We start from the raw sequence: 21,788 nt of genomic DNA, 5'->3' as shown, positions 1-21,788 counted from the left end.
GAAAAATTATATGAAGACCCGGCTGACCTACCGCGCTGACTTCTGGGTGGAGGTGGTGTCGGATTTGCTGTTTCAGGCGACCAACTTCATCTTCATTCTGGTTATCTTTATGCACACCGACAGCCTGGGCGGCTGGAGCCAGAATGAGGTAGTGTTCGTATACGGCTTCTTTATGGTGCCTTTTGGCGTCTTCAGTTGCTTCGTGAATATGTGGGGCTTCAGTGAGCGCTACATTGTCAAAGGCGAAATGGACCGCGTCCTGACCCGTCCTGCACATAATCTGTTCCAGATTTTTCTGGAAAATGTAGACCCGCCCTCACTGGTCGGTTCAATTATCGGACTGATCGTTATGGGGATCAGCGGCAGCAATCTGGGCCTGCCTTTTGAATGGTGGACGATTCCGATGCTGATTATCCTGACGCTGAGCGCAGTTGCGATTTACACAGGGATCTATACGACTCTGACCTCATTGTCATTCTATTCCGATGCTCCAACCGGAATTCTGCCGCTCATGTACAACATCCAGACCTACGGCCGTTATCCGGTAACGATCTATAACCGTGCGATTCAGGTGCTGCTTACGTGGATTGTCCCGTTTGCTTTTGTCGGCGTCTATCCGGCAGCGTTGTTTCTTCACCGGGAAGAAATGCAGCATATGGCGCTGCTGACTCCGGTGGTGGGAGCCGTGTTTTTGGGAATCGGACTTCTATCCTGGAATTACGGAGTGAAAAGATATAAAGGGGCCGGTTCATAACACCGGACTCCAGTGCAGCAGCAGTAAGGCAGACAGGCGGTGAACCGCCGGGTCTGTCTTTTTTTTGAAATATAAGGTTTGTTCCAAAAGTATTATAAGATGTTACATAAATCTCTTTTAACTTGTGCAGCGGTTCCCCATAATGATTAGTGAGATAAAAGGAAGCGGGGCGCGGAACAATGAGATCGTACATCATAGGAGTGGATTTGGGCGGAACCAACATTAAGGCGGCTTTATTTGATACCGGTTTTGCCGCAGTCGGCGAGGTGTCGGTTCCGACAGAGGCGGCGGAAGGGCCTGAGCATGTGCTTGGCCGGATTCGTTATGCGATAAAGCTGCTGACCGAAGACAAGGGGATCGGCCTACAGAGCGTCACCTGCATGGGCATGGGAGTTCCGGGGCTGCTTGATCCGAGGGAGGGGTTGTCCCTGTTCTCACCCAACTTTCCGGGCTGGGAGCAAGTACATATTGTAAATGAGTTGAAGCCATACTATGACTTTCCTGTGTTTATTGATAATGACGTAAGAGTGAATTTATATGGGGAATGGCTGCATGGCGCGGCAAAAGGGCATCAGAATGTGGTTCTGCTGACCTTGGGAACGGGTCTGGGTTCAGGGATTGTGAGTGACGGCAAGGTGGTCTATGGAACGACGTTCAGTGCAGGCGAAATCGGCCACATGAATATGTACAGGCAGGGCCGTCCCTGCCGCTGTGGGAGCTCAGGCTGTCTGGGCAGATATGTGTCTGCGGTGGGCATGGTAAATACGCTTAAGGAAAAGCTGGGCGAAGGCAGATCTAGTATCATCCAGACCTGGACAAGCGGCGATAATGAGCGGATAACGGCTCTGATGATCTCGGAAGCCTACGATCTGGAAGACGGGCTGGCGATGGAGGTAATGCATGAGACAGGGACGCTGCTTGGCTTTGGACTGGCTAACGTTATCAATCTGCTGAATCCCGAGGTTATTGTGATCGGCGGCGGGATGTCTGCGGCTGGGGAGCGGCTGCTGCGCAGTGTCCGTGCAACCGTGAAGGAACACGCGCTGAAGCTGTCTGCCAGCAAGTGCAGCATTGCCCAGGCCGGGCTTGGCAGCCGGGCGGGAACGCTGGGAGCTGCAGCCTATGCATACCGGAAGCGGCAAGCATGATATGCTGTAAGCATAATGAAGATTTAAGCAGGAGGGCAATGATGAAACACGACATTCAAAGAGTGCCTTACGGCTACGAGCCGCCGGCTGCGGAGCGCAAGGGAACGCTGGTGTTTTATGATTCTTTTGAGCGGATCACGGATCAGGAGCTTGAACTCGCAGCCCAAACCGCGGCGGACCGCAAATTCACCAAGCTGGTGCTGTATCCTCTGCATGAAGAAACGGTAAGACGGATGAGCAAAGAGCCTGTACAGGCGTTCTATAAGCGGGAGGATCGTCTGCATGAGTGGAAAAGAGAACAGGGGCGTTCCTTCATTACAGTAGAGAGTCTCGAAGGCAAACGAAAGAAGTACACGCCGCTGGATTCTGCCCTTCGTCATATCAGTACCGTGTATCCATCGCCGTATTTTCTGTATCTGACGCCGGAGACGGCGAATCAGTTCGCTTCCTATTCTTCTTTTGAGGAGTGGATTGTTAAGATTCGTCTAATCCTGTCAGCGGCCCCAGCTTATGTACACCCGCGTCTGGAGAAGTTCAGGCATCGCTGGGATGTTGCCGGGGAAGATCGTGAGGAGTAAAGCATATTGCGACACGGGCGCCTGGCGGCAGTCAGGCGCCCCGCTGCATGCAGGGGGAAGATTCAATGCACAACTTTCTGCTTGCGTCTATAGGTGTACATTTTCCATTGATAGTGGATGAAGCAGCCGATGCAGAAGCCGAGAATGGCGACTGTGGCAGCCGCGGCGACCATAGCCGTGAAGATGTAGGCGGCCACTGTCCAGCCTGCCAGAAAGCTGACCAGACCGGCCGTGAGGCAGAAGACGGCGATGCTCTGGTTGAACTGCTGCTGATCCCAATCTTCAAGCAGATAGCTGGAACGTTCTTTGGTCAGAAAAATGGCGGCAAGCTTAATGACCGGATTGTAACCGAACAACAGGCCAGACAGTCCGGCGGCAAGCGGCACTGCGAGAATCCAGTACTGACCTGTAAACCAGGTTGCCAGTACGGATAAGACGATGAACGCCTGATTGGTTTTGACAAGTGGGCGTGGAATTCCCCTACTTGAGCCATTCTTACTCAATTAAATCACACCTTTCGCATGGGATTAATAAAATTATAACTCATTCAATTTATGAGGGCAATCCAAAAAATGCTTTTAATTTTAAATTAATCTTGACATTTCCCGCAAATTCATGGTTTTATTATGTAGACCAATCGTTATAATACAAGAAGGAGTGGCACGCTTGTCAAACAAGCCCAATGCGCGTGATGCGATTGTGGATTCCGCAACAAGATTATTTTTTACACAAGGCTATCATGCTACCGGTCTGAGTCAAATTATCAAGGACAGCGACTCGCCCAAGGGATCGCTCTATTATTACTTCCCGCACGGCAAAGAGGAGCTGGCCCTAACCTGTATCAACAAGACGAGTGAAATCGTCGCAAGGCAGCTTAGGCATTATGTGGAGAAGGATGTAAATATCGTTCAGGCGGTTCAGGAGTTTATCATGCAGATGGTCAAGGATGCGGAGGAATCCGATTATACAGGAATAGTCCCATTCAGCTTTTGGGTAGCCGTGGAGACTTCCTGCATTAGCGAAGAACTGAGAACAGCATGCCAGGCTGTATTCAAGGACTGGCAGGATGTGATTATGCAGCGTCTGCTTGAGGAAGGAAGCGATAGCCGGCAAGCAGCGGATAGGGCGTCTGTAGTCGTCTCCTTGTTCGAAGGAGCGCTATTGCAGACATTGACCTGCCGGAGTACTGTTCCGCTGCTCGCTGCTGCCAGAATGGTTCCTGTACTGCTGGGTTAAGCAAGAAACACAGAGAGAGAAATAAACGTATAATCAGGAGGATCTAAGAGTGGAAGCCACTATGACTGGAAAGAAACAAACCGGAGAAAAAAAGTTCAAAACCATTCCGATTCTCGTCTCCCTGCTGCTTGCCGGGTTTATCGGCATGTTCAGTGAGACAGCTCTGAATGTCGCACTAAGTGATCTCATGAAGGTGCTCAATATTACACCGTCCACTGCACAATGGCTGACAACAGCTTATCTGCTGACACTGGGTATTCTTGTTCCTATATCCGGTCTGCTGCTGCAGTGGTTCACAACAAGACAATTGTTCGTTGCCGCAGTATCCTTCTCCATCCTGGGAACGTTCCTGGCTGCGGCTTCGCCGAATTTTGAATTTTTACTTACAGCCCGTGTCGTTCAGGCAATGGGAACCGCACTGCTCCTGCCGCTCATGTTCAATACGATTCTGGTCATTATCCCCGCTGAAAAAAGAGGTGCGGCGATGGGGCTCATCGGTCTTGTCATCATGGTCGCTCCTGCGATTGGCCCGACGATTGCCGGGCTGCTGATTGAGAGCCTGAGCTGGCACTGGATCTTCTGGCTGTCTCTGCCGTTCCTGGTGATCGCCCTGATCAGCGGAATTCTGTTCATGCAGAACGTGACCGAGGTCACGAAGCCGAAGATGGATCTGCTGTCGATTGTGCTGTCCAGCGTTGGTTTTGGCGGTGTGGTGTTCGGATTCAGCAGCGCCGGGGAAGCGGAGGGCTGGGGAAGCCCTAAAGTGATCATTGCCATCGCCATTGGCGTGATTGCGCTTGTCCTGTTCGTCATCCGTCAAAATACGATGAAGCAGCCAATGATTAATCTGCGTGCATTTAAGTATCCGATGTTCGTGGTTGGGGTGCTGATGGTCTTCATCTGCATGATGGTCATTCTGTCCTCAATGCTCATTCTTCCAATGTATCTTCAGCAGGGGCAAGGCTACTCAGCCTTCAAAGCCGGTCTGCTGCTGCTGCCCGGAGGATTTATCAACGGACTGATGTCACCGGTTATGGGGCGATTGTTCGATAAATACGGCCCGAAATGGCTGGTTATTCCCGGGCTGGTTATTGTAGCGGTATCGCTGTGGTTCTTCTCAAACATCAATGCTACCTCCACTGTAGTTTTCGTAATTGTGCTGCATAGCGCGCTGATGATCGGGGTATCCATGATCTTCATGCCTGCTCAGACCAACGGCATCAATCAGTTGCCTATGGAATTGTATCCGGACGGTACCGCCATCATGAATACCCTGCAGCAGGTTGCAGGTGCAATTGGTACGGCGCTGGCAGTTAGCATCATGACCGCAGGCTCCAAGAGCTATCTGCAGTCGGTGAGCAATCCGGCCGACCCGGCCAATCTGCTGCCTGCGTTTACGCAAGGTGTGCAGAATGCCTTTATTTTTGGAATGGCGATGGCTGTTATCGGTCTGCTGGTCGCCTTCTTCTTGAAGCGTGTCATTGTTCAGCATAAAGTACAGGCGTCGATGCATTAATAAGAATCAGAAATTGGGCACATCCGCGAGGCGGGTGTGCTCTTTATTGTGTCAGAGTATTCAGAATGAAGGCGAGGAAAAGCAGAAGAGCCGCCCAGTTGGGCGGCTTGGAGGGCAAGTTTTTAGATATCAGTCTTCCAAAAAAATACATAATATTATCACAAGGTATATCTTCTAATACAAGTGCCAATTCGATAACTTTCAATTCCATATCTGCTCAACAAGCTTGCTGTATCAAGCGGTTTACCTGAATTAATAATGCGTAACAAATCACGTTGACAGTTATTTTATACCAACGCCTCCTAACACCAAACTAGTCCAGCATCAGAGCTAACTCTGTGGGTGAAGTCATACACGCAGGGGTTGGTGTAGAGAAACCGCAGTAGCGAAGTCGGCTCTTAGGGACCGGAGAGCCGTTATTTTCAAGCAAACGCCACTATTTGCGGCTTAACGGACCGAGGGGAGCTTATGGTCTCTCCAAGGAACGTTTAGGAGCGGAATATTTCATCATAAGGCCTGTGGTGTCCGAAACTTACCCAAGCCGTGACTCTCATCGTAATTAAGCGCACCTCAGTCCGTAACGCAAGGGCGAAACGCCAATTTAAGAACGAACCCCGTCTGGAAAGGGGAACACCTGAGGGAGGAGCGCTCCACGCCTTCCGTCCTTCAGGCATCTCAGCCCCTAATCTGCCATGTTAAAAAATCTGACGCTCTACTACTAAAATTAGCATAAGTATTTTCCATTGTAAGTAGGATAGAACTGTTCTACTTAGCCATAAGTTTCGGTAATTCTTCAAGCAGGCGGGTTCTTGTCAGGAGATCATCGAAATTCCACTTGCTGTCGGCATAGTACATTTGTCCGTTCTTGACTGCCGGGATGGATTTCCAGATAGCGCTGTTCAGCAGTCCGTCCAAGGCTGACGAGGTTTCATTCGTCTTATCGCCAAGCACAAAGACTACATCTCCAGAATAAGAAGGCAGAACCTCCTCCGAAATTTCGCTGAACCGTTCTCCCTGATTAATCAGCTCCTGAACTTTAGGGTTCGGCGTGAATCCGAGCATATCATATAGCGATACCGATATGCCCTGATGACCCATAACATATAGTGTTTTGCCAAGCTGGAGAAAGACGGTTGCGGTTTCACCTGACTTCAGTTTCAGCTTCAATTGCTCCTTAACGCTGGCGGCATCTGTCTCGTAGTCGGCTATTTTCTGCTCGGCGATGTCTTGCTTGCCCAGAACGTCGGCGATCTGGCGCAATCTTACATACGTATCACCTTCACCGATAACGACCGTAGGTGCAATGGAAGACAGCGGCTCCAGCAATTTTTCATCCCAATCACTGAAAATAATGAGATCAGGATTGAGTGAGAGAATCTTCTCCGGTGAGGAAGGATAGCCGACATCTTCGATACCCTCAAGGAGTTCCGGATAAGCAACCTGTGATGCGATGACCGTCAGGCTTGCCCCTATAGGTTTTACACCAAGCACAAGCAGGTCGCCCGGGTCACTTCCTACATATACAATTTTCTGCGGATTTACCGGAATCTCAACCTCACGTCCCTTGGAATCGGTAAATTTGCGGGTCTTCCCGGAAGCAAACGTCTCAGCAGATGGGCTTGAGCTTGGAGCCGAGGTCTGTACATTGTCTTTGCTGTCTGCTGCGGATGTAACATTCCGGCTATTGTTAGCATTGCCGCTGCAGGCAGACAGCAAGAGCATGAACAGAAGTAGAGAGCTTAACATCGTTAGGCGGGTGTGAATTTTTTGCATGAATCGTGAACCCCTTCCAATATGAAAATGATAATCATTATCAAATAAGCTATCACATCATTTCAAATTGCACAATACATAAGATATAATAGGACGCTGCTTACAGGTGTTATAAAATCCAGATTTTTGGTTAATGTTTAATGTATGTTTTATTCCCAGCAGCTTGTGTAAATAATACAGGAGAGGTGGAATCCGATGTGAAACGCAAAATCGCAGCCGTTATCCTCAGTATTCTGTTATTGGCAGCCGGGTCAGCATTTATATCGCCGCAGAGCGTTCAAGCCGCAGATAATGTGAAGGTAGTTCTGAATGGACAGCTATTGCCGCTTGATGGTGCATCAGCTTATAAGAATGGGTCAGGGGTTATGATACCGCTGCGAGAGACAGCCGAAGCCTTAAGGTACAAGACAACCTACCAGGGCAGCACAGGCCAAATCCAATTGACACGCTATAAAGAGACCATTGAGTTCAAGCTCAGCGGCCAAGAGCTTACGCTTAACGGCAAAGAAAAAATATCTTTCAAGGAACCGATTGAGGTCAGACAGAAACGGATTTATGTTCCGCTTTCCTTTTTTCATGCGATTGGGTTAATTACCTCCTATAGCCAGGCCGAGAGCCAAGCTGAGATTTACACTCCCGAGGTAACGGCAGGAGCGGTATCCGGGCTGCTTGCCGCAGGCAAATACCAGGAGCTTCAGAACCGTTATTTCAGTGAGCCGGCAGCGGAGCAGCTCTCCTTGCCGCAGATTCAGAAGAGCTGGGAAGGCATTGCGGGTCCGGCTGGGAATTTCTTCGGCATAAAAGCAACGGAAAGCCAGTGGGGCGAGGAGAATATGACGATCCAGAGCGTGCTTTCTTTTACCAAAGCTGAAGTGGCATTGACTCTGTCAATAGACAAAACGGGTAAAATCAGCGGACTCAAGCTTGAGCCGGTAATTGCGGATGAAGCTCAGTCCAGCCAGGCGAATTAACAGGTATATGGGGTGTACAGGGGGCTGTGAATGAGCAGCCTTCTTTGTGTTGAACGATGTCTTGCGGATGAAACCGTTTCACTATAAATTTGCTTGACAGGAGCCTAAATTGAGAGTAATTTTAAGTTCGGATTAAACGCTGTTTAAAACAGAGTTTAGCAACATGTACCAGGAAAGGGGGGGGATCAGCCAGAGTTATGATGAAAGATGACAACATCGTTGAAATAACAGACAAGGATACGAAGCAAACTATACTTGAAGCGACTTTAGATCTCATTCGCAGCGATGGATTCCAGTGTGCCACCATGCGCAATATAGCCGCCAAAGCAGAAACGAATCTGGCCCTTGTCAATTATCATTTTGGCTCCAAAGAGAAGCTGTTGGCAGATGCGGTACGGATACTGCTCTCTACCTTCGACAATGCCTTTTCAGCGCTGGAGGACGACACAATGCTTCCAAGGGAGCGGCTTAAGCAATTTTTTCTTCGTTATATTGAAGAGCTTAAGCGTTACCCCGGATTGGCTAAACAAATGCTTGACCAGAGACACCATATCATGGGTTCCCTGGACGAATACACCCGTTACTGCAAAATGATGCGGCTCGAGAAGATTCTTCAGGCTATACAGGAAATCACCGGTGAGCATAATAAAAATGCTCTGATGACGATGTATCTTCAGCTATACGGCGCGGTGGTGTTTCCGGTAATCATGGTCTCAAGCCTGCCTGAGAATCAGACGGATATGCTGCCGTATTTCAATCTTCCTTCCATTGGGGAACAAATTGACGGACTGTTTGAACGTTATTTTGATTAATGCAAATATATAAAAAGAGAAAGAGTGGAGAATACATGTCAAAAACAACAAATGCGAAGAGTGCCCCGGTGGAGCAGCCTTTCTCATTAAAAGCTATACTGCCGCCGCTGCTGGCGATTATTGTCGGGATGATTATGGTTATCCTGGATGGTACGGTAGTCAATGTGGCTGTACCAAAGCTGGTCGATTACTTCAATACGGATCTCAAAACAGTGCAGTGGGCGATTACAGGCTACACCCTCGCCTTGGCTGCCGTCATTCCGCTGGCCGGTTATATGACAGACCGTTTCGGGTCCAAGCAGGTTTTCATCTCAACTGTTGCCATGTTCGTCTTAGGCTCGATGCTGTGCTCAATTGCGCAGACATCAACACAGCTTATTTTGTTCCGGGTCATTCAAGGACTTGGCGGCGGGATGGTTGCCCCAATAGGGATGGCGATGGTATTCAGACTTGCGCCGCCTGAACGAAGAGGCTCCATTATGGGGATGCTGGGTATTCCGATGCTGCTCGCTCCTGCACTTGGACCGGTATTGTCCGGTTGGCTGGTCGAGTATGTGAGCTGGCACTGGATCTTCCTGATCAACGTTCCCATCGGAATCGTCGGCATCATTCTTGGCATCAAATATTTGCCGAAGACAGAAAAGAAGGGCAAAGCCCATCTCGACATTCTGGGTATCATTCTGGCTCCGGTGGCGTTCTCCATGCTCGCCTACGGTGTAAATCAGGGCGGCAGCGAAAGCTGGTCTTCGACAGGAGCTGTTGTGGGCTTGGCTGTAGGCGGTGTGGCGCTGGTGCTGTTTGTTATCGTCGAGCTGCTTCACAAGCATCCGCTGCTTGAGCTGCGCGTGTTCCGTTCATCGGATTTCACCCGGGGGATTATTCTTAGCTGGGTGACGCAAGCGGCATTGTTCGGTTCCATGCTGTTCGTTCCGCTGTATCTCCAGCAGATCCGCAATTACACGCCGCTTGAGACCGGTCTGATCCTGCTGCCGCAGGCGCTGGCCTCCGGGATTGGGATGCCGCTGGGCGGAAGATTGTTTGACAAGATCGGTGCGCGTCCGCTGGTGTTTGTGGGTCTAAGTATTATTTCAACGGCACTGTTCCTGTTGTCTGGTGTGACCGTAGACACAAGCCTTCCAGTCATTATGGCCTGTCTCGGCTTGATGGGTCTGGGCATGGGTTTGTCGATGATGCCGGTCAATACACATGTACTGAATTCTGCGCCGCGTGAATGGGTCAACCGGGTAACTCCGCTAACCGCTGCTGCACAGCAAGTAGTTGTTTCCTTTGCCGTAGCAGGCATGACCGGTTACCTGACCAGTCAGATTACAACTCACATGGGCAAAATGGCCGCGGGGTCCAATCCGTTGTCGTCTATGGTGTTAGGGTTCAATGATGTGTTCTTCCTGTCCGCCTGCATTGCGATAGCGGGAGTGGTGCTAAGCCTAATTCTCCGCAAACCGAAGGTAGCTGTTGAAGCTTCACCAGACGGCCAGTCGACCGATCCGGCGATGATGATGGGCCATTAATCTGAATAAACGTGAAACATATAAATCCTTAAATTCCAAAAATGCCGCTTCAGCTTGTGCTGTTGCGGCATTTTTTTGCTTGAAATTATATCCAGTCCCTATAAATTGGCCCGCCGTTTCTTGTGCAGCCTGAAAGCTCCGGGGGCAAAATGCGCTTTGCCCAAAAGCTCGGAGAAGGCGATGCCCAGCAGAACGAGTGCCGCTCCGGTGTAGCCCTGCATCGACAGCTTCTCTCCGACAAACCAGTAGCCGAACAGGGCGGCGAATACCGGCTCCATGGAGAAGATCAGACCGGTGCGGGTCGGTGTCGTGTATTTCTGGGCAATGGGCTGAAGAATGAAGCCGCAGGCACTGCAAAAGAGTCCCAGCGCCAGAATGGCGATCCAGCCGGACGTCGAGGAGGGCAGCGAAGGGGTCTCGAACAAGGCGGACAGGACAAGCGCATATCCACCGGCGAAGCCTAGCTGCAGAATGCCGATGCTTAAGGAGTCGCAGGTTTTGACTGCTTTGCCAGTGAGCAGAATCTGCACCGCGTAGAATACAGCAGAGAGTATGCAGAGGAAGTCACCCGGTTGAATACGGAGTGAAGAATTTAAGGTCAGGAGTCCGATTCCGGCGATCGCCAATATAGTGCCAAATGCTTGTGGTGGCGCGACTTTTTTTCTGAATACAAGCACATCAATCATCGGGACAAAAATAACCGTCAAGGCGACGAGAAAACCCGCGTTCGAGGTAGTGGTGGTCTTAAGGCCGAAGGTGATGCAAGTAAACACGCCGAGCAGCAGGAATCCGAGCAATGCTCCGTATTTCAGTGTTCTGGTGTCCACCTTGCGGAGGCGCTTGTGAAACAGGAGTGCCGCCAGGATAAAAGCCAGTCCGAAGCGCAGCGCGATCAGATTAAACTCCCCGAGAGTCCCGAGCCCCATCTTCATGAACAGGTAGGAGGAACCCCAGAATATGGTTACTACAAAGAGCATCAGCTCAGCCTTGAGCGGCTTCATTTCATCATCATCCTTCTTCTATAAATCAATTGATTATAGTATAATACGCTCAAATACATAAGGTAACTGAATGTTTATCATACAAAACATGAGAATTATTCATGTATAACGGGAGGTGCCAAAGGCTTGAGTATTAGCAAATATGAGGTGTTCCTGAAGGTTGTCGAGCTGGGCAGCCTGACCAAAGCCGCAGAGGTGCTGGGTTTCACCCAGTCCGGGATCAGCCACACAATCAGCAGCCTGGAAATGGAGTTCGGCTTCTCCCTGCTGATTAGGAACCGTTCGGGCGTTAAATTGACAGTAAACGGGGAACAGGTTGTTCAGCCTATCCGCGAGATTATCAAATGGAATGAGCAGTTGAAGCAGCAGGTTGCGGACATCCACGGACTGGAGACAGGGACGATTACAATCGGCACCTTTACCAGTGTGTCAGTGCATTGGCTGCCGGGAATGATTAAGGAATTCCGCAAGGAATACCCTTATATTGAGTTCAAGCTGATGGAAGGGGGATATTTGGAGATTGAGCAATGGATCGAGGCCGGAGTTATTGATTGCGGCTTTATTTCGCTCCCTACAAGAGAGAAATTCGAGGTGTTTCCGCTGAAGCAGGACCGGATGCTGGCCATTCTCTCCAAGGAGCATCCCTTGAGCAGAGCGCCGTTTATGCCGCTCGCGCAGATTGCCTACGAGGATTTCATTATCCCGAAGGCCGGCTCGGATTATGATGTCAGACGGGTGCTGGAGAAGGCCGGAATCAAGCCGAACATCAAATTTTCAGCCGGAGATGATTATGCAATTATTGCGATGGTAGAGAATGGGCTGGGCATCAGCATTTTGCCGGAGCTGGTTATTCAGCGTCAAAAGCACAACGTAGCCATGCTGGAGCTGGAGGAGCGCAGCTTCCGCTCACTAGGGATAGCTGTCCATTCCATGAAATATGCGTCTCCGGCAACCAAACGATTCTTGAAGCATGTTCAGGATTGGTTCGTGGGAGAATAGCTTGGTTCGATTGGTGATTGGTGATTGACGAATGCCGATCTTCGTGAGAGAATGTACGCGTGTACATTATGAATTTCGAAACTATATCAGTTGGACTAAAGAAACCCTAAAACGGCCAGAAGTGCGGAGGGGAAGCTTGGAACTGTAGGAGCGGTATCGACCAGGCCCAACATGAAAATCTAAAGTTCAGCTTATATAGACTTACCTTGTGGAAAGGATGATTGCTATCGCAAGCCGCAAAGAAGTTGCCGAGCTGGCGGGAGTCTCCGAGGCGACCGTCTCCCGCGTATTGAACAACGTTGGGCCGCTTAAGGAGCAAACCAAGGAGCGGGTGCTGGCTGCTGCCAGAGAGCTTGGCTATACACCAAGCTCCCTGGCCCGCAGCTTTGCCCGCAGGCGGAGCGGCAACCTGGGTGTGATTATGCCTTACCTGCCCAAAGCGCGGTTATTCTCCGCGTATTACTTCTCCGAAATCCTCAGCGGTATCGGGAGCCGGGCAAGAGAAGAGGGGTATGATCTGTTAATGATCTTCCGCGATGCCGATGAACCGCTGGATTACAGCGAATTGTTCCGTATGCGCAAGGTGGATGCCTGCATCGTGCTTGGGGCCAAAGAGGACGCCGGAGAGCTTGCCGCTCTAAGGAAGCTGAAGGACGAAGGGCACCCGTTCTGTCTGGTCAACCAGCATTTTGAGGGCGAGAACTTTCACGAGGTGGATGCCGATCATGTTCTGGGCTGCCGCCTTGCGGTGAAGCATTTGCTTGAGCAGGGGTTCAGCAGAATTGCTTTCTTGAATGGGCCGGAGGCCTATTCGAACAGCCGCGACCGCCTGTCCGGATATACGAATGCTCTGGCGGATGCTGACATCCCTCTGGACCAGTCGCTCCTGTTCGAAGGGAATTTCAGCCGCAGAAGCGGAATTGCCGCTGCACGGCAAATTGCTGCGGAGCTTGAGCGCATTGAAGCTGTAGCCGTAGCCAATGACCGGATGGCGATTGGCCTGCAGCAAGGACTGCGGGAGCTGGGCATACCGGGAGAGAAGATGCCGGCAATCGTCGGTTATGACGATTCGGATGCCGCAGAGCTGGCGACACCTGCACTGAGCAGCGTGCGGGTTCCCTTTTACCAGTTGGGAGAAATTGCTGCGGCTAAAGTGCTGGCCCTCCCGGAGGGCAGCGAAGCCCAGGAAACAGGCGAAATCATTCGGGTCAAGCTTCCCGCTGAGCTGGTGGTTCGTGCTTCATCGCTAAAGGCTTGAAGAATCTGCACTTACATCACTTTGAGGAGGAATCAGATGAAACAGCTTCGTGTCGGAATGATTGGCTACAAGTTCATGGGGAAGGCGCACAGCAATGCGTACCGCAGTCTGCCGATGTTTTTCCCGAAAGCGCTTAAGCCGGAAATGTCCGTGTTATGCGGACGGGATACCGCGGCTGTACAGGAAGCGGCGGCCCGGCTAGGCTGGTCGGAAACGGTAACCGATTGGAGAGAGCTGGTCGCCCGCGACGATATTGATCTGATTGATATTAACGCGCCAAGCAATGTCCATAAGGAAATTGCGCTTGCGGCGGCGAAAGCGGGCAAGCATATCTTTTGTGAGAAGCCGTTGGCCCTGAACCTGGCGGATTCCCGCGAAATGCTGGAGGCTGCTGAAGCTGCCGGTGTTATTCATATGGTTGGCTTTAATTACCGGTTCTCTCCGGCTGTAAGGCTGGCCAAAAGGCTGGTGGAGAGCGGGCGGCTTGGAAAAATCTATCATTTTCGCGCCTGGTTTCTGCAGGACTGGATTATTGATCCCGAATTCCCGCTAGTGTGGCGGCTGCAGAAGGAGATCGCCGGGTCCGGCTCACATGGCGACCTCGGCGCGCATCTGATTGATCTGGCCCATTACCTGATCGGAGATATGGAGGAAGTGATCGGCATGAGTGAAACCTTCATCAAGGAGCGGCCTTTGGCAACTGAAATGACCGGACTTAGTGCCCGGGCGGGTGCCAATGCAGCTAAAGGACCGGTAACGGTAGATGATGCCACACTGTTCCTGGCACGTTTTGCAAACGGTGCGATTGGCAGCTTTGAGGCCACACGTTTTGCTGCCGGTCACCGCTCGACCAACTCTTTTGAGATCAATGGCAGCTTGGGCAGTGTAAAGTTTGATTTCGAGCGGATGAACGAGCTGGAGGTTTATCTGAGCTCAGATGCTGAGGATGTGCAGGGCTTCCGGCGTGTACTCGCCACCGATCCCGCCCATGACTACGCGGAAGCGTGGTGGCCGCCGGGACATACGATCGGGTTCGAGCATACCTTCATTCATGAAATACTGGAGCTGTCCTCCGCTGTTGCGGAAGGGCGCCAGCCCGTACCAAGCTTTGCCGATGGTGTGAAATGTCAGGCCGTGCTGGAGGCAGTGGAACGTTCCATTGAGGAACGCCGCTGGATTCCAATTTCTGAAATGTAGTTATTTCAATATTAGTATTCAGGAGAAGGAGTGACAATGATGAAGAAGGCATTAATCGTATGGGGCGGCTGGGATGGTCATGAGCCGGAGCAGGTTGCCGGAATATTCGCCGGGCTGCTGGGCCAGGAACGTTTCGAGGTAGAGGTTGCAGATACACTGGAGGTCTTTGGAGACCGGGAGAAGCTGCTGAGCCTTGATCTGATTGTTCCGGTCTGGACGATGGGGCAAATCACCCAGGAGCAGGTGGACAATGTATCGGCAGCCGTGCAGAACGGAACGGGACTTGCGGGCTGTCACGGTGGCATGTGCGACTCTTTCCGTAACAATGTGGATTGGCAGTTCATGACAGGTGGACAGTGGGTTGCCCATCCAGGCAATGACGGGGTTCATTACAAGGTGGAAATCCGGTCAAGCTCAAGTCCTCTTGTTGATGGCATTAGCGACTTTGATGTCTGCACTGAGCAATATTATCTTCATTATGATCCGGCGGTGGAGATTCTGGCTACAACACGGTTCCCCATTGTGGATGGGCCGCATGCCGCTAACAAAGCGGTAGATATGCCGGTTGTCTGGACCAAACGCTGGGGTCATGGCCGGGTCTACTACAATTCGCTGGGCCACCATGCCGATATCGTTGATCTACCTTCCGTGAAGGAATTGATGCGGCGCGGCTTTCTCTGGGCGGCGGACGGCAAAGAGATTGCTCAGGCGGCGTTAAAAGATCAAGCGGCTGTCGCCGGCTACAGCGGCATGGCGGACAGCCAACTATAAGGCGGAGGCGATCAGGACGATGGATAAAGTAAAAGTCGGCATTATCGGCTGCGGCAAAATCAGCGGCATCTATATGGAGAATTGTCAAAAGTTCGCGCTTTTGGACCTTGCCGCCTGTGCGGATATGGACCCTGCCAGAGCAGCGGAGCAGGCAGCAAACTACGGAATTCCCCTTGTCTATACGGTGGATCAGCTCCTGGAAGACCCGGAGATTGAGATCGTTATCAACTTAACGATACCTGCAGCACATGCCGAGATCAGCACCCGGGCGCTGGAGGCCGGAAAACATGTGTATGTGGAGAAACCGCTCACCGTTACGAGGGAGGAAGGGCGGAGAGTACTGGATTTGGCCGCAGAAAAAGGGCTGCTCGTCGGCAGCGCTCCCGAAACCTTCCTGGGAGCCGGTATCCAGACGGCGCTGAAGCTGATTGAAGACGGCGTTATCGGCCGTCCGGTTGCAGCAACAGCGTTCATGCTGGGCCGGGGACATGAGCATTGGCATCCTGATCCGGAGTTCTATTACGCTGCCGGCGGCGGACCGCTGTTTGATATGGGCCCCTACTATTTAACGGCACTTGTACAACTGCTTGGACCCATCCGCACCGTAGCGGGGATGACCGGCAAAGCCTTGGAAGAGAGAACCATCACCAGCGAGAAGAAGGCCGGGCAAAAGATTCCGGTGGACATTCCGACCCATGTCGCCGGAACGCTGCAATTTGCCGGCGGCGCAATTGCCACGCTGATCACAAGCTTTGACATCTTTGGCGGCAGCAGCCTGCCGCCGATTGAAATCTACGGCACGGAAGGAACCATTCAGGTGCCTGACCCCAATACCTTCGGCGGCCCGGTGAAATTCCGCCGGATTGGAGAAAGCGAGTGGAGTGAGCAGCCGCTCCTGCCAGGCTACGACCAGAATACCCGGGGAATCGGACCAGCGGATATGGCCTACGCTATCCGCAGCGGCCGGACGCACCGCGCCAGTGGTGAGCTGGCTTATCATGTGCTGGAAGCCATGTGGGCTTGTCATGATTCTTCGGATTCCCAACGGTTCTATGAAATGCAAAGCACCTGCAAACGGCCAGCCCCGCTTCCGCTTGGGCTGGAGCCATATACACTGGATTAAACCGGGTGGATGCTGTCAAGCCTTGGAAGGACGGATAAGGGCAATCTCTGTTCCCCGGATTCTTTCATAGCGGAAGCATACTCCGCACAAAAAGCTCCTCATTAGCCATGCGAATGAGGAGCTTTTTGTGTTGCGAAACCGGATTGTGCAGGCTGGACTAGAATCCTTTATATTGCGGCTCTTCTTTTTCCAGCTCGGTTACGCGGCTCTCTACCTGATCAACGATCTGCTGGGTCTGCTTCGCGGCACTCGTGAACAGGTTCTTGGCATCTTTATTTTGGGTTTCCATTGCGAACTGCTCCAAGCTGGCTTGGGCGCTTTTTAAAGATGAGACACAGGTCTTTACTTGTGAGGCTACTGTCATTTCATATTCCTCCTTGGATAGTGGCGCGTAATTTTCGCAACATAGTATCTGCCGGAGCTCTGGATTACATACAAGAAAAATTTTCTTGGTTAATCTCACTCCATTTTACGAATAATGAATGTTGGTACATCGCTTGATATATAGATAAGGAGGATTCACTAATGCCTGAATGGCTGGAGGTTGTTTGGCGAACGATGTTTGCGGTGGTCGTACTCTTCTTCTTGACGAAGCTGCTTGGGAAAAGACAGGTTTCACAGCTATCGTTCTTTGAGTACATTACAGGCATTACCATAGGCAGTCTGGCAGCTTACATATCTTTGGATACGGAAAAGACGTGGCACCTGGGCATCATTGCCCTTGTTGTCTGGGTAGGCTTCTCGCTGGGCATCGAGTTCCTGCAGATCAAGAGCAAAAAGATCAGAGACTTCATTGATTTCAAATCGACCGTGCTGATTAAGGATGGAAAGATCCTCGAAGACAATATGAAAAAAGAGCGTTTGACCACCGATGAATTGCTGGCAGAGCTGCGGAAAAAAGATGTGTTCAAGGTAGCGGATGTGGAATTCGCTATTATGGAGTCAGACGGGATGATTAACGTCCTGCTTACCCGGGAGAACCAGCCGCTAACGCCGAAGCATCTCGGTGTCAAAGTAGCGCCGGAGCAGGAGACGCAGGCAGTAATTATGGATGGCAAAATTATGGATGAACCGCTGGATACTCTCGGATTGACACGCGCCTGGCTGGATGGTGAGCTGGGAAAGCTTGAAGTGACCGCTGAAAATGTCTACCTGGGTCAGGTGGATTCCTACGGCGAGCTGACTGTAGACTTATATACTGACAGTGTGGAGCTGCCGCAGCCGCAGGACAAACCGCAGCTCTATGCCTTGCTGAAGAAATGTGAAGCGGACCTGGAGATGTTCGGCCTGTCAACCAATAATGAAAAAGCCAAGCAAATGTATGAGCAGTGCTCTGCGGATTTGCAGGCTCTGCTCACAAAGCTGAAGCCTTTCATTCAAAGCTGAATCCGGCGGTGCCGCAACGTATACAGCAGAACTAGCCAACAAAAATGATCCGTTTTTGTTGGTTTTTTGTTCTGTTCACATATATGTAATAATCTCCCTTAAAAACATCTGTACAATTACAAATATTTACTTATAGTGAAGATTAGGCTGACCGCTGCAAAAAAACAGAATCCTCAGCGATCTGCATATTACGAATCAGAGGAGGCTGACAGAAAAGATCATTGTTTGGTTAAAAAATACAAAACACTATGGAGGTTAATGTTAACGTGAAAATTAAAAAGAGATTTGCTCTCACCGCATGCGTTGCGCTTTCTGCTGCACTTGCTTTTGGCGGCTTACAATGGGGGATACCCTCAGTACAAGCAGCAAGTATTTTCAGCGATGATTTTGAGTCCGGCAATGCCGGCAATTGGACCAGCACGACTGGCACATGGTCTGTGATTAAGGACGGCGGCTCATCTGTATATTACCAGTCGGACAGCACCGAGGGGCGCACCTCGGCAGGCAGCAGCTCATGGAGCAATTACAGCGTTCAGGCTGATGTTAAGGTGGAGAATTTTAACGGAAGCAACCGTACTTATGTGTGCGGCCGCTATGTGGACGGCAATAACTACTACGCCGCTTCGTTGTCGAACAGCAATGGCGGGACACTTGAGATCCGCAAAAAATCCGGCGGTGCAAGCAGCACGCTTGCGGTCAAGACAGACTATCCAATCACAGCGGGAACTGTGTATACGGTTAAGCTCGAACTAAGCGGGGATTCGATCAGCATGTATGTGAATAATGAGCTGCAGTTAAATGCACACGATAACATTTTAACATCCGGGGGCATTGGCCTAGTCGCTTATAAGACCGCTGCCAAGTTTGACAACATTATTGTAAGCGGTACCAGTACGAGCACACCAACACCGTCTGCAACTGCTACGGCAACTCCGAAACCTAGCGCAACAGCGACAACCGGCCCGACAACAGCACCTACAACTACTCCAACTCCTATAGCAACGCCTTCGCCTACTCCAACGGCTGTACCTACATCTCCCCCGGTTTCGGGTGCGATATATGTGGCTCCGAACGGTGCAGCCGGCAATGCCGGGACGATTGGAAGCCCTACCACACTTGCATCTGCAATAACCAAGGTAGCGGCTGGCGGCACCATCTATATGCGGGGGGGTACGTATGCTTTTTCCTCGCCGGTTACTATTGAGCGGGATAACAGCGGCGCCTCCGGTTCACGCAAGAGCATTGTTGCTTACGGAAGTGAAAAGCCGGTGCTTGATTTCTCCGCCGAGAGCTTTGCCTCCACTGAACGCGGATTGCAAATCTTTGGACACTACTGGCAGGTAAAAGGGCTTGAGGTTAAGGGCGCGGGAGATAACGGAATTTTCATCGGCGGCAATTACAATATCATCGAGAATGTGGAGACCCACCATAATCGTGACTCCGGTCTGCAAATCAGCCGTTATGCTACATCGGCAGCAAGTATGAGCGACTGGCCGAGCTACAACCAGATTATCGGCGTATACTCCCATGATAATTTCGATCCTGACAATGGAGAGGATGCCGATGGCTTTGCCGCCAAGCTGACGATTGGTCCCGGCAATGTTTTTGACAAATGTATTTCGGCCTGGAATACGGATGACGGATGGGATCTGTACTCCAAGTCGGAAACCGGCCCGATTGGTGTCGTAACGATCAAGAACAGCATCGCTTACAAAAATGGGCAAACCTCGGACGGCAACACAACAGCCAACAGTGACGGAAACGGCTTCAAGCTGGGCGGCGACAAGATTGCTGTAAATCATATTGTGACGAACAGCATTGCCTTCCAGAATAAAAAGCATGGCTTCACCTACAACAGCAACCCCGGCTCTATTCAATTGACCAACAATACCTCATGGAGCAATGGCCAGAGCAACTTTGCTTTTGATGCAGGCACACATGTGTTCACGAACAACCTGAGCTTTGCCGGCACATCGAGCGACAAGACGAGCGGCACGGATGTTTCCGGCACCAATGTCTGGTGGAAAAGCAACGCCAGCACTAATGCCAAAGGCCTTGTGGCAAGCAGCGCCGATTTCGTGAGCCTGACCCCTTCGGTTGTGCGGAATGCGGATGGCTCGTTCAGCCTCGGCGGCTTCCTGAAGCTGGCCAGCGGCAGCGATCTGATTGGTTCCGGCACTCCAAGCGGCACGAATATCGGGGCAACAATTCAATAATCCTAAAGTGGGAGGAAATATATGACGGCGAAATTTCTGAAGTTCAAAATCCTTTCAGCGCTTGGCGTTGCACTAATTATGGCAATTGTTTGCATTCTCCCCGCCAGCGCCGCTTCTGTGGAGGAATTGTCTGAAATACCGGAGACTTCTGCGCTTGCAGCGGCAGGTTCGCTAAGCGCTTATAATCTGGCCGGATTCTCCGCAGGGAACATCGGCGGCGGTATCGTGGACGAATCGAACACCACGCTGTACAAGAAGGTGTATAACGCAACAGACCTGGCGGCGGCACTCAAGAAAGGCTCTGGTGTAAAGGTCGTGGAAATTATGAATGACCTGAGCCTGGGCTGGAATGAGCTTCCTTCTGCGGCCCGGACCTCGCCTTTTTCCGCCCATAATTCGCCGTTAACCCATCCGGTGCTGCTACAGACAGGAGTGAGCAAGATCAATCTGGACGGGTTCGACGGGCTGACGATTTTTTCGGCTAATGGAGCCAAGCTCAAGCATGTTGCTTTTACCATCAAACGCAGCTCGAATGTAATCATCCGCAATCTGGAATTTGATGAGCTGTGGGAATGGGATGAATCCACCAAAGGCGACTATGACAAAAATGATTGGGACTACATCACACTTGAAGAGGATACTAATGTATGGATTGACCACTGTACCTTCAACAAAGCTTATGACGGGCTGGTCGATTCCAAAAAAGGCACTACCGGTGTAACGATCTCCTGGTCTACCTTCAAGGGAGACGACAGAAGTGCAAATAGCTGGGTAACCCGGCAGATCAATGCGCTGGAGGCCAATCCTTCTGCTTATCCAATGTATGCCTACCTTCGCAGCAGCGCCGTGGGACTCAGCAAGGATGATGTGATCGCAATCGCAAGCTCGCAGAAAAAGGGGCACCTGGTCGGTGCGACATCTTTTGATGCCAGCAACGCCAAATTAACGATCACGCTGCATCATAACTATTACAAGGACATTCAGGACCGCCTGCCGCGTCTCAGAGGAGGGAATGCCCATGTATATAACATTCTGGCGGATAACTCTGCCGCTTGGGCAGCGAAATCAAGAATCACAGCAGCGATGGAAGCGGCTATTGCCTCCAAAGGCTATCACTTTACGGTCACCAGCAACGGTTCTATTGCTACGGAAGGCGGGGCTGTATTGCTTGAAAAGTCCAGTATTATAGATATTCTGTATCCGCTGCGCAACAATCAGACCGATCCGGCTGACGCCAGCTACACAGGTAAGATTAAAGCAACCGATACGATCTACTCTATGAACGGAGCCCTCTTTAGAGGCAATAGCGATACCGCAGGAAGTCCGCTGGCTCCAGTGCCAGCCGCAGTTATTCCGTTCACCTGGTCTGGCATATCGGCGCTGCCTTACAGCTACACACCCGATGATCCTGCAACACTGGCCGCCAGATTGACAGGCTCGGATGGTTCAGGAGCAGGGAAGCTGAGCTGGGCCAAGCAGAATTGGCTGAAAACATCGTATTGAGGGAAATGAGCGGATAG

20 protein-coding genes are annotated in these 21,788 nt (G+C 51.2%); 16 read left to right on the top strand and 4 right to left on the bottom strand.

Annotated elements, in window-relative coordinates; all coding sequences use genetic code 11:
• The first annotated feature begins 10 nt into the window (after positions 1-10).
• The 3 genes from B212_RS0112830 (at position 11) to B212_RS0112820 (ending at position 2,480) form a co-directional block, all read left to right on the top strand.
• Complete coding sequence (locus tag B212_RS0112830) at positions 11-754, top strand: ABC transporter permease (RefSeq protein ID WP_198015924.1); 744 nt, start codon at positions 11-13, stop codon at positions 752-754.
• 179 nt (positions 755-933) lie between these two features.
• Entirely contained in the window at positions 934-1,902 is a 969-nt protein-coding gene (locus B212_RS0112825; protein ID WP_028530796.1) for an ROK family protein, read from the top strand.
• Positions 1,903-1,943: 41 nt separating this feature from the next.
• Positions 1,944-2,480 carry a hypothetical protein gene (locus tag B212_RS0112820; RefSeq protein WP_019911199.1) on the top strand — a complete coding sequence of 179 codons (537 nt, stop codon included), beginning with the start codon at positions 1,944-1,946 and terminating at the stop codon, positions 2,478-2,480.
• A 62-nt stretch (positions 2,481-2,542) separates the two neighbouring features.
• On the opposite strand, the gene B212_RS0112815 is transcribed toward B212_RS0112820, so the two are convergent.
• Positions 2,543-2,983, bottom strand: a complete 441-nt coding sequence (locus tag B212_RS0112815; protein ID WP_019911198.1) for a DUF4395 domain-containing protein — start codon at positions 2,981-2,983, stop codon at positions 2,543-2,545.
• A 163-nt stretch (positions 2,984-3,146) separates the two neighbouring features.
• On the opposite strand from B212_RS0112815, the gene B212_RS0112810 reads away from it, so the two are divergent.
• Entirely contained in the window at positions 3,147-3,716 is a 570-nt protein-coding gene (locus B212_RS0112810) for a TetR/AcrR family transcriptional regulator (RefSeq protein WP_019911197.1), read from the top strand.
• Between the two features lie 61 nt (positions 3,717-3,777).
• Positions 3,778-5,232, top strand: a complete 1,455-nt coding sequence (locus B212_RS0112805) for a DHA2 family efflux MFS transporter permease subunit (RefSeq protein ID WP_028530795.1) — start codon at positions 3,778-3,780, stop codon at positions 5,230-5,232.
• A gap of 765 nt (positions 5,233-5,997) precedes the next feature.
• On the opposite strand, the gene B212_RS0112800 is transcribed toward B212_RS0112805, so the two are convergent.
• Positions 5,998-7,005 (bottom strand): ABC transporter substrate-binding protein, encoded by a 1,008-nt coding sequence (locus B212_RS0112800; RefSeq protein WP_019911195.1) that lies wholly within the window; start codon positions 7,003-7,005, stop codon positions 5,998-6,000.
• Positions 7,006-7,202: 197 nt separating this feature from the next.
• Here B212_RS0112800 and B212_RS0112795 point away from each other — a divergent pair, with 197 nt between their 5' ends.
• The 3 genes from B212_RS0112795 to B212_RS0112785 all read left to right on the top strand — a co-directional run bounded on the left by B212_RS0112795 (position 7,203) and on the right by B212_RS0112785 (position 10,317).
• Positions 7,203-7,976 carry a stalk domain-containing protein gene (locus tag B212_RS0112795; RefSeq protein WP_198015857.1) on the top strand — a complete coding sequence of 258 codons (774 nt, stop codon included), beginning with the start codon at positions 7,203-7,205 and terminating at the stop codon, positions 7,974-7,976.
• 197 nt (positions 7,977-8,173) lie between these two features.
• Positions 8,174-8,788: a TetR/AcrR family transcriptional regulator gene (locus B212_RS0112790; protein ID WP_019911193.1), complete on the top strand. Its 615-nt coding sequence runs from the start codon at positions 8,174-8,176 to the stop codon at positions 8,786-8,788.
• On the top strand, positions 8,788-10,317 hold the full coding sequence (locus B212_RS0112785; RefSeq protein ID WP_332258042.1) for an MDR family MFS transporter: 1,530 nt from the start codon (positions 8,788-8,790) through the stop codon (positions 10,315-10,317). The genes B212_RS0112790 and B212_RS0112785 overlap by 1 nt, the downstream gene beginning before the upstream one ends.
• A gap of 98 nt (positions 10,318-10,415) precedes the next feature.
• Here the strand turns inward: B212_RS0112785 and B212_RS0112780 are convergent, their stop codons facing one another.
• A complete protein-coding gene (locus tag B212_RS0112780) occupies positions 10,416-11,318 on the bottom strand; it encodes a DMT family transporter (RefSeq protein WP_019911191.1) in 903 nt (300 codons plus the stop codon).
• Between the two features lie 126 nt (positions 11,319-11,444).
• On the opposite strand from B212_RS0112780, the gene B212_RS0112775 reads away from it, so the two are divergent.
• The 5 genes from B212_RS0112775 to B212_RS0112755 all read left to right on the top strand — a co-directional run bounded on the left by B212_RS0112775 (position 11,445) and on the right by B212_RS0112755 (position 16,666).
• Positions 11,445-12,317 carry a LysR family transcriptional regulator gene (locus tag B212_RS0112775; RefSeq protein ID WP_019911190.1) on the top strand — a complete coding sequence of 291 codons (873 nt, stop codon included), beginning with the start codon at positions 11,445-11,447 and terminating at the stop codon, positions 12,315-12,317.
• A 217-nt stretch (positions 12,318-12,534) separates the two neighbouring features.
• Positions 12,535-13,575, top strand: a complete 1,041-nt coding sequence (locus B212_RS0112770; protein ID WP_019911189.1) for a LacI family DNA-binding transcriptional regulator — start codon at positions 12,535-12,537, stop codon at positions 13,573-13,575.
• Positions 13,576-13,611: 36 nt separating this feature from the next.
• Positions 13,612-14,772, top strand: a complete 1,161-nt coding sequence (locus B212_RS0112765) for a Gfo/Idh/MocA family protein (protein WP_019911188.1) — start codon at positions 13,612-13,614, stop codon at positions 14,770-14,772.
• A gap of 39 nt (positions 14,773-14,811) precedes the next feature.
• Positions 14,812-15,543 carry a ThuA domain-containing protein gene (locus B212_RS0112760; protein WP_028530794.1) on the top strand — a complete coding sequence of 244 codons (732 nt, stop codon included), beginning with the start codon at positions 14,812-14,814 and terminating at the stop codon, positions 15,541-15,543.
• 19 nt (positions 15,544-15,562) lie between these two features.
• Positions 15,563-16,666 (top strand): Gfo/Idh/MocA family protein, encoded by a 1,104-nt coding sequence (locus B212_RS0112755; RefSeq protein WP_019911186.1) that lies wholly within the window; start codon positions 15,563-15,565, stop codon positions 16,664-16,666.
• Between the two features lie 157 nt (positions 16,667-16,823).
• On the opposite strand, the gene B212_RS0112750 is transcribed toward B212_RS0112755, so the two are convergent.
• Positions 16,824-17,030 carry a DUF1657 domain-containing protein gene (locus tag B212_RS0112750; RefSeq protein WP_019911185.1) on the bottom strand — a complete coding sequence of 69 codons (207 nt, stop codon included), beginning with the start codon at positions 17,028-17,030 and terminating at the stop codon, positions 16,824-16,826.
• A 161-nt stretch (positions 17,031-17,191) separates the two neighbouring features.
• On the opposite strand from B212_RS0112750, the gene B212_RS0112745 reads away from it, so the two are divergent.
• From B212_RS0112745 to B212_RS0112735, 3 genes are all read left to right on the top strand, one after another.
• The gene (locus B212_RS0112745; protein ID WP_019911184.1) at positions 17,192-18,052 is read left to right on the top strand and encodes a DUF421 domain-containing protein; all 861 of its coding nucleotides are present in this window, start codon (positions 17,192-17,194) and stop codon (positions 18,050-18,052) included.
• Positions 18,053-19,047: 995 nt separating this feature from the next.
• Complete coding sequence (locus B212_RS31395; RefSeq protein ID WP_036669323.1) at positions 19,048-20,268, top strand: right-handed parallel beta-helix repeat-containing protein; 1,221 nt, start codon at positions 19,048-19,050, stop codon at positions 20,266-20,268.
• 21 nt (positions 20,269-20,289) lie between these two features.
• A complete protein-coding gene (locus B212_RS0112735; protein ID WP_019911182.1) occupies positions 20,290-21,771 on the top strand; it encodes a pectate lyase family protein in 1,482 nt (493 codons plus the stop codon).
• Positions 21,772-21,788 lie beyond the last annotated feature (17 nt).

Origin of the sequence: Paenibacillus sp. HW567, assembly GCF_000374185.1 — a bacterium.
Taxonomy (GTDB): Bacteria; Bacillota; Bacilli; order Paenibacillales; family Paenibacillaceae; genus Paenibacillus_AQ.
The sequence above is the reverse complement of the archived record's forward strand: the minus strand, read 5'-3'. Positions and strand labels throughout refer to the sequence as shown.

Bases quoted from the DNA above. Each gene is read 5' to 3' on its own strand.
- B212_RS0112830 (WP_198015924.1), top strand. From the start codon at position 11: ATGAAGACCCGGCTGACCTACCGCGCTGACTTCTGGGTGGAGGTGGTG.
- B212_RS0112825 (WP_028530796.1), top strand. From the start codon at position 934: ATGAGATCGTACATCATAGGAGTGGATTTGGGCGGAACCAACATTAAG.
- B212_RS0112820 (WP_019911199.1), top strand. From the start codon at position 1,944: ATGAAACACGACATTCAAAGAGTGCCTTACGGCTACGAGCCGCCGGCT.
- B212_RS0112805 (WP_028530795.1), top strand. From the start codon at position 3,778: ATGACTGGAAAGAAACAAACCGGAGAAAAAAAGTTCAAAACCATTCCG.
- B212_RS0112800 (WP_019911195.1), bottom strand. From the start codon at position 7,005: ATGCAAAAAATTCACACCCGCCTAACGATGTTAAGCTCTCTACTTCTG.
- B212_RS0112790 (WP_019911193.1), top strand. From the start codon at position 8,174: ATGATGAAAGATGACAACATCGTTGAAATAACAGACAAGGATACGAAG.
- B212_RS0112785 (WP_332258042.1), top strand. From the start codon at position 8,788: ATGCAAATATATAAAAAGAGAAAGAGTGGAGAATACATGTCAAAAACA.
- B212_RS0112780 (WP_019911191.1), bottom strand. From the start codon at position 11,318: ATGAAGCCGCTCAAGGCTGAGCTGATGCTCTTTGTAGTAACCATATTC.
- B212_RS0112770 (WP_019911189.1), top strand. From the start codon at position 12,535: ATGATTGCTATCGCAAGCCGCAAAGAAGTTGCCGAGCTGGCGGGAGTC.
- B212_RS0112765 (WP_019911188.1), top strand. From the start codon at position 13,612: ATGAAACAGCTTCGTGTCGGAATGATTGGCTACAAGTTCATGGGGAAG.
- B212_RS0112760 (WP_028530794.1), top strand. From the start codon at position 14,812: ATGAAGAAGGCATTAATCGTATGGGGCGGCTGGGATGGTCATGAGCCG.
- B212_RS0112755 (WP_019911186.1), top strand. From the start codon at position 15,563: ATGGATAAAGTAAAAGTCGGCATTATCGGCTGCGGCAAAATCAGCGGC.
- B212_RS0112750 (WP_019911185.1), bottom strand. From the start codon at position 17,030: ATGACAGTAGCCTCACAAGTAAAGACCTGTGTCTCATCTTTAAAAAGC.
- B212_RS0112745 (WP_019911184.1), top strand. From the start codon at position 17,192: ATGCCTGAATGGCTGGAGGTTGTTTGGCGAACGATGTTTGCGGTGGTC.
- B212_RS0112735 (WP_019911182.1), top strand. From the start codon at position 20,290: ATGACGGCGAAATTTCTGAAGTTCAAAATCCTTTCAGCGCTTGGCGTT.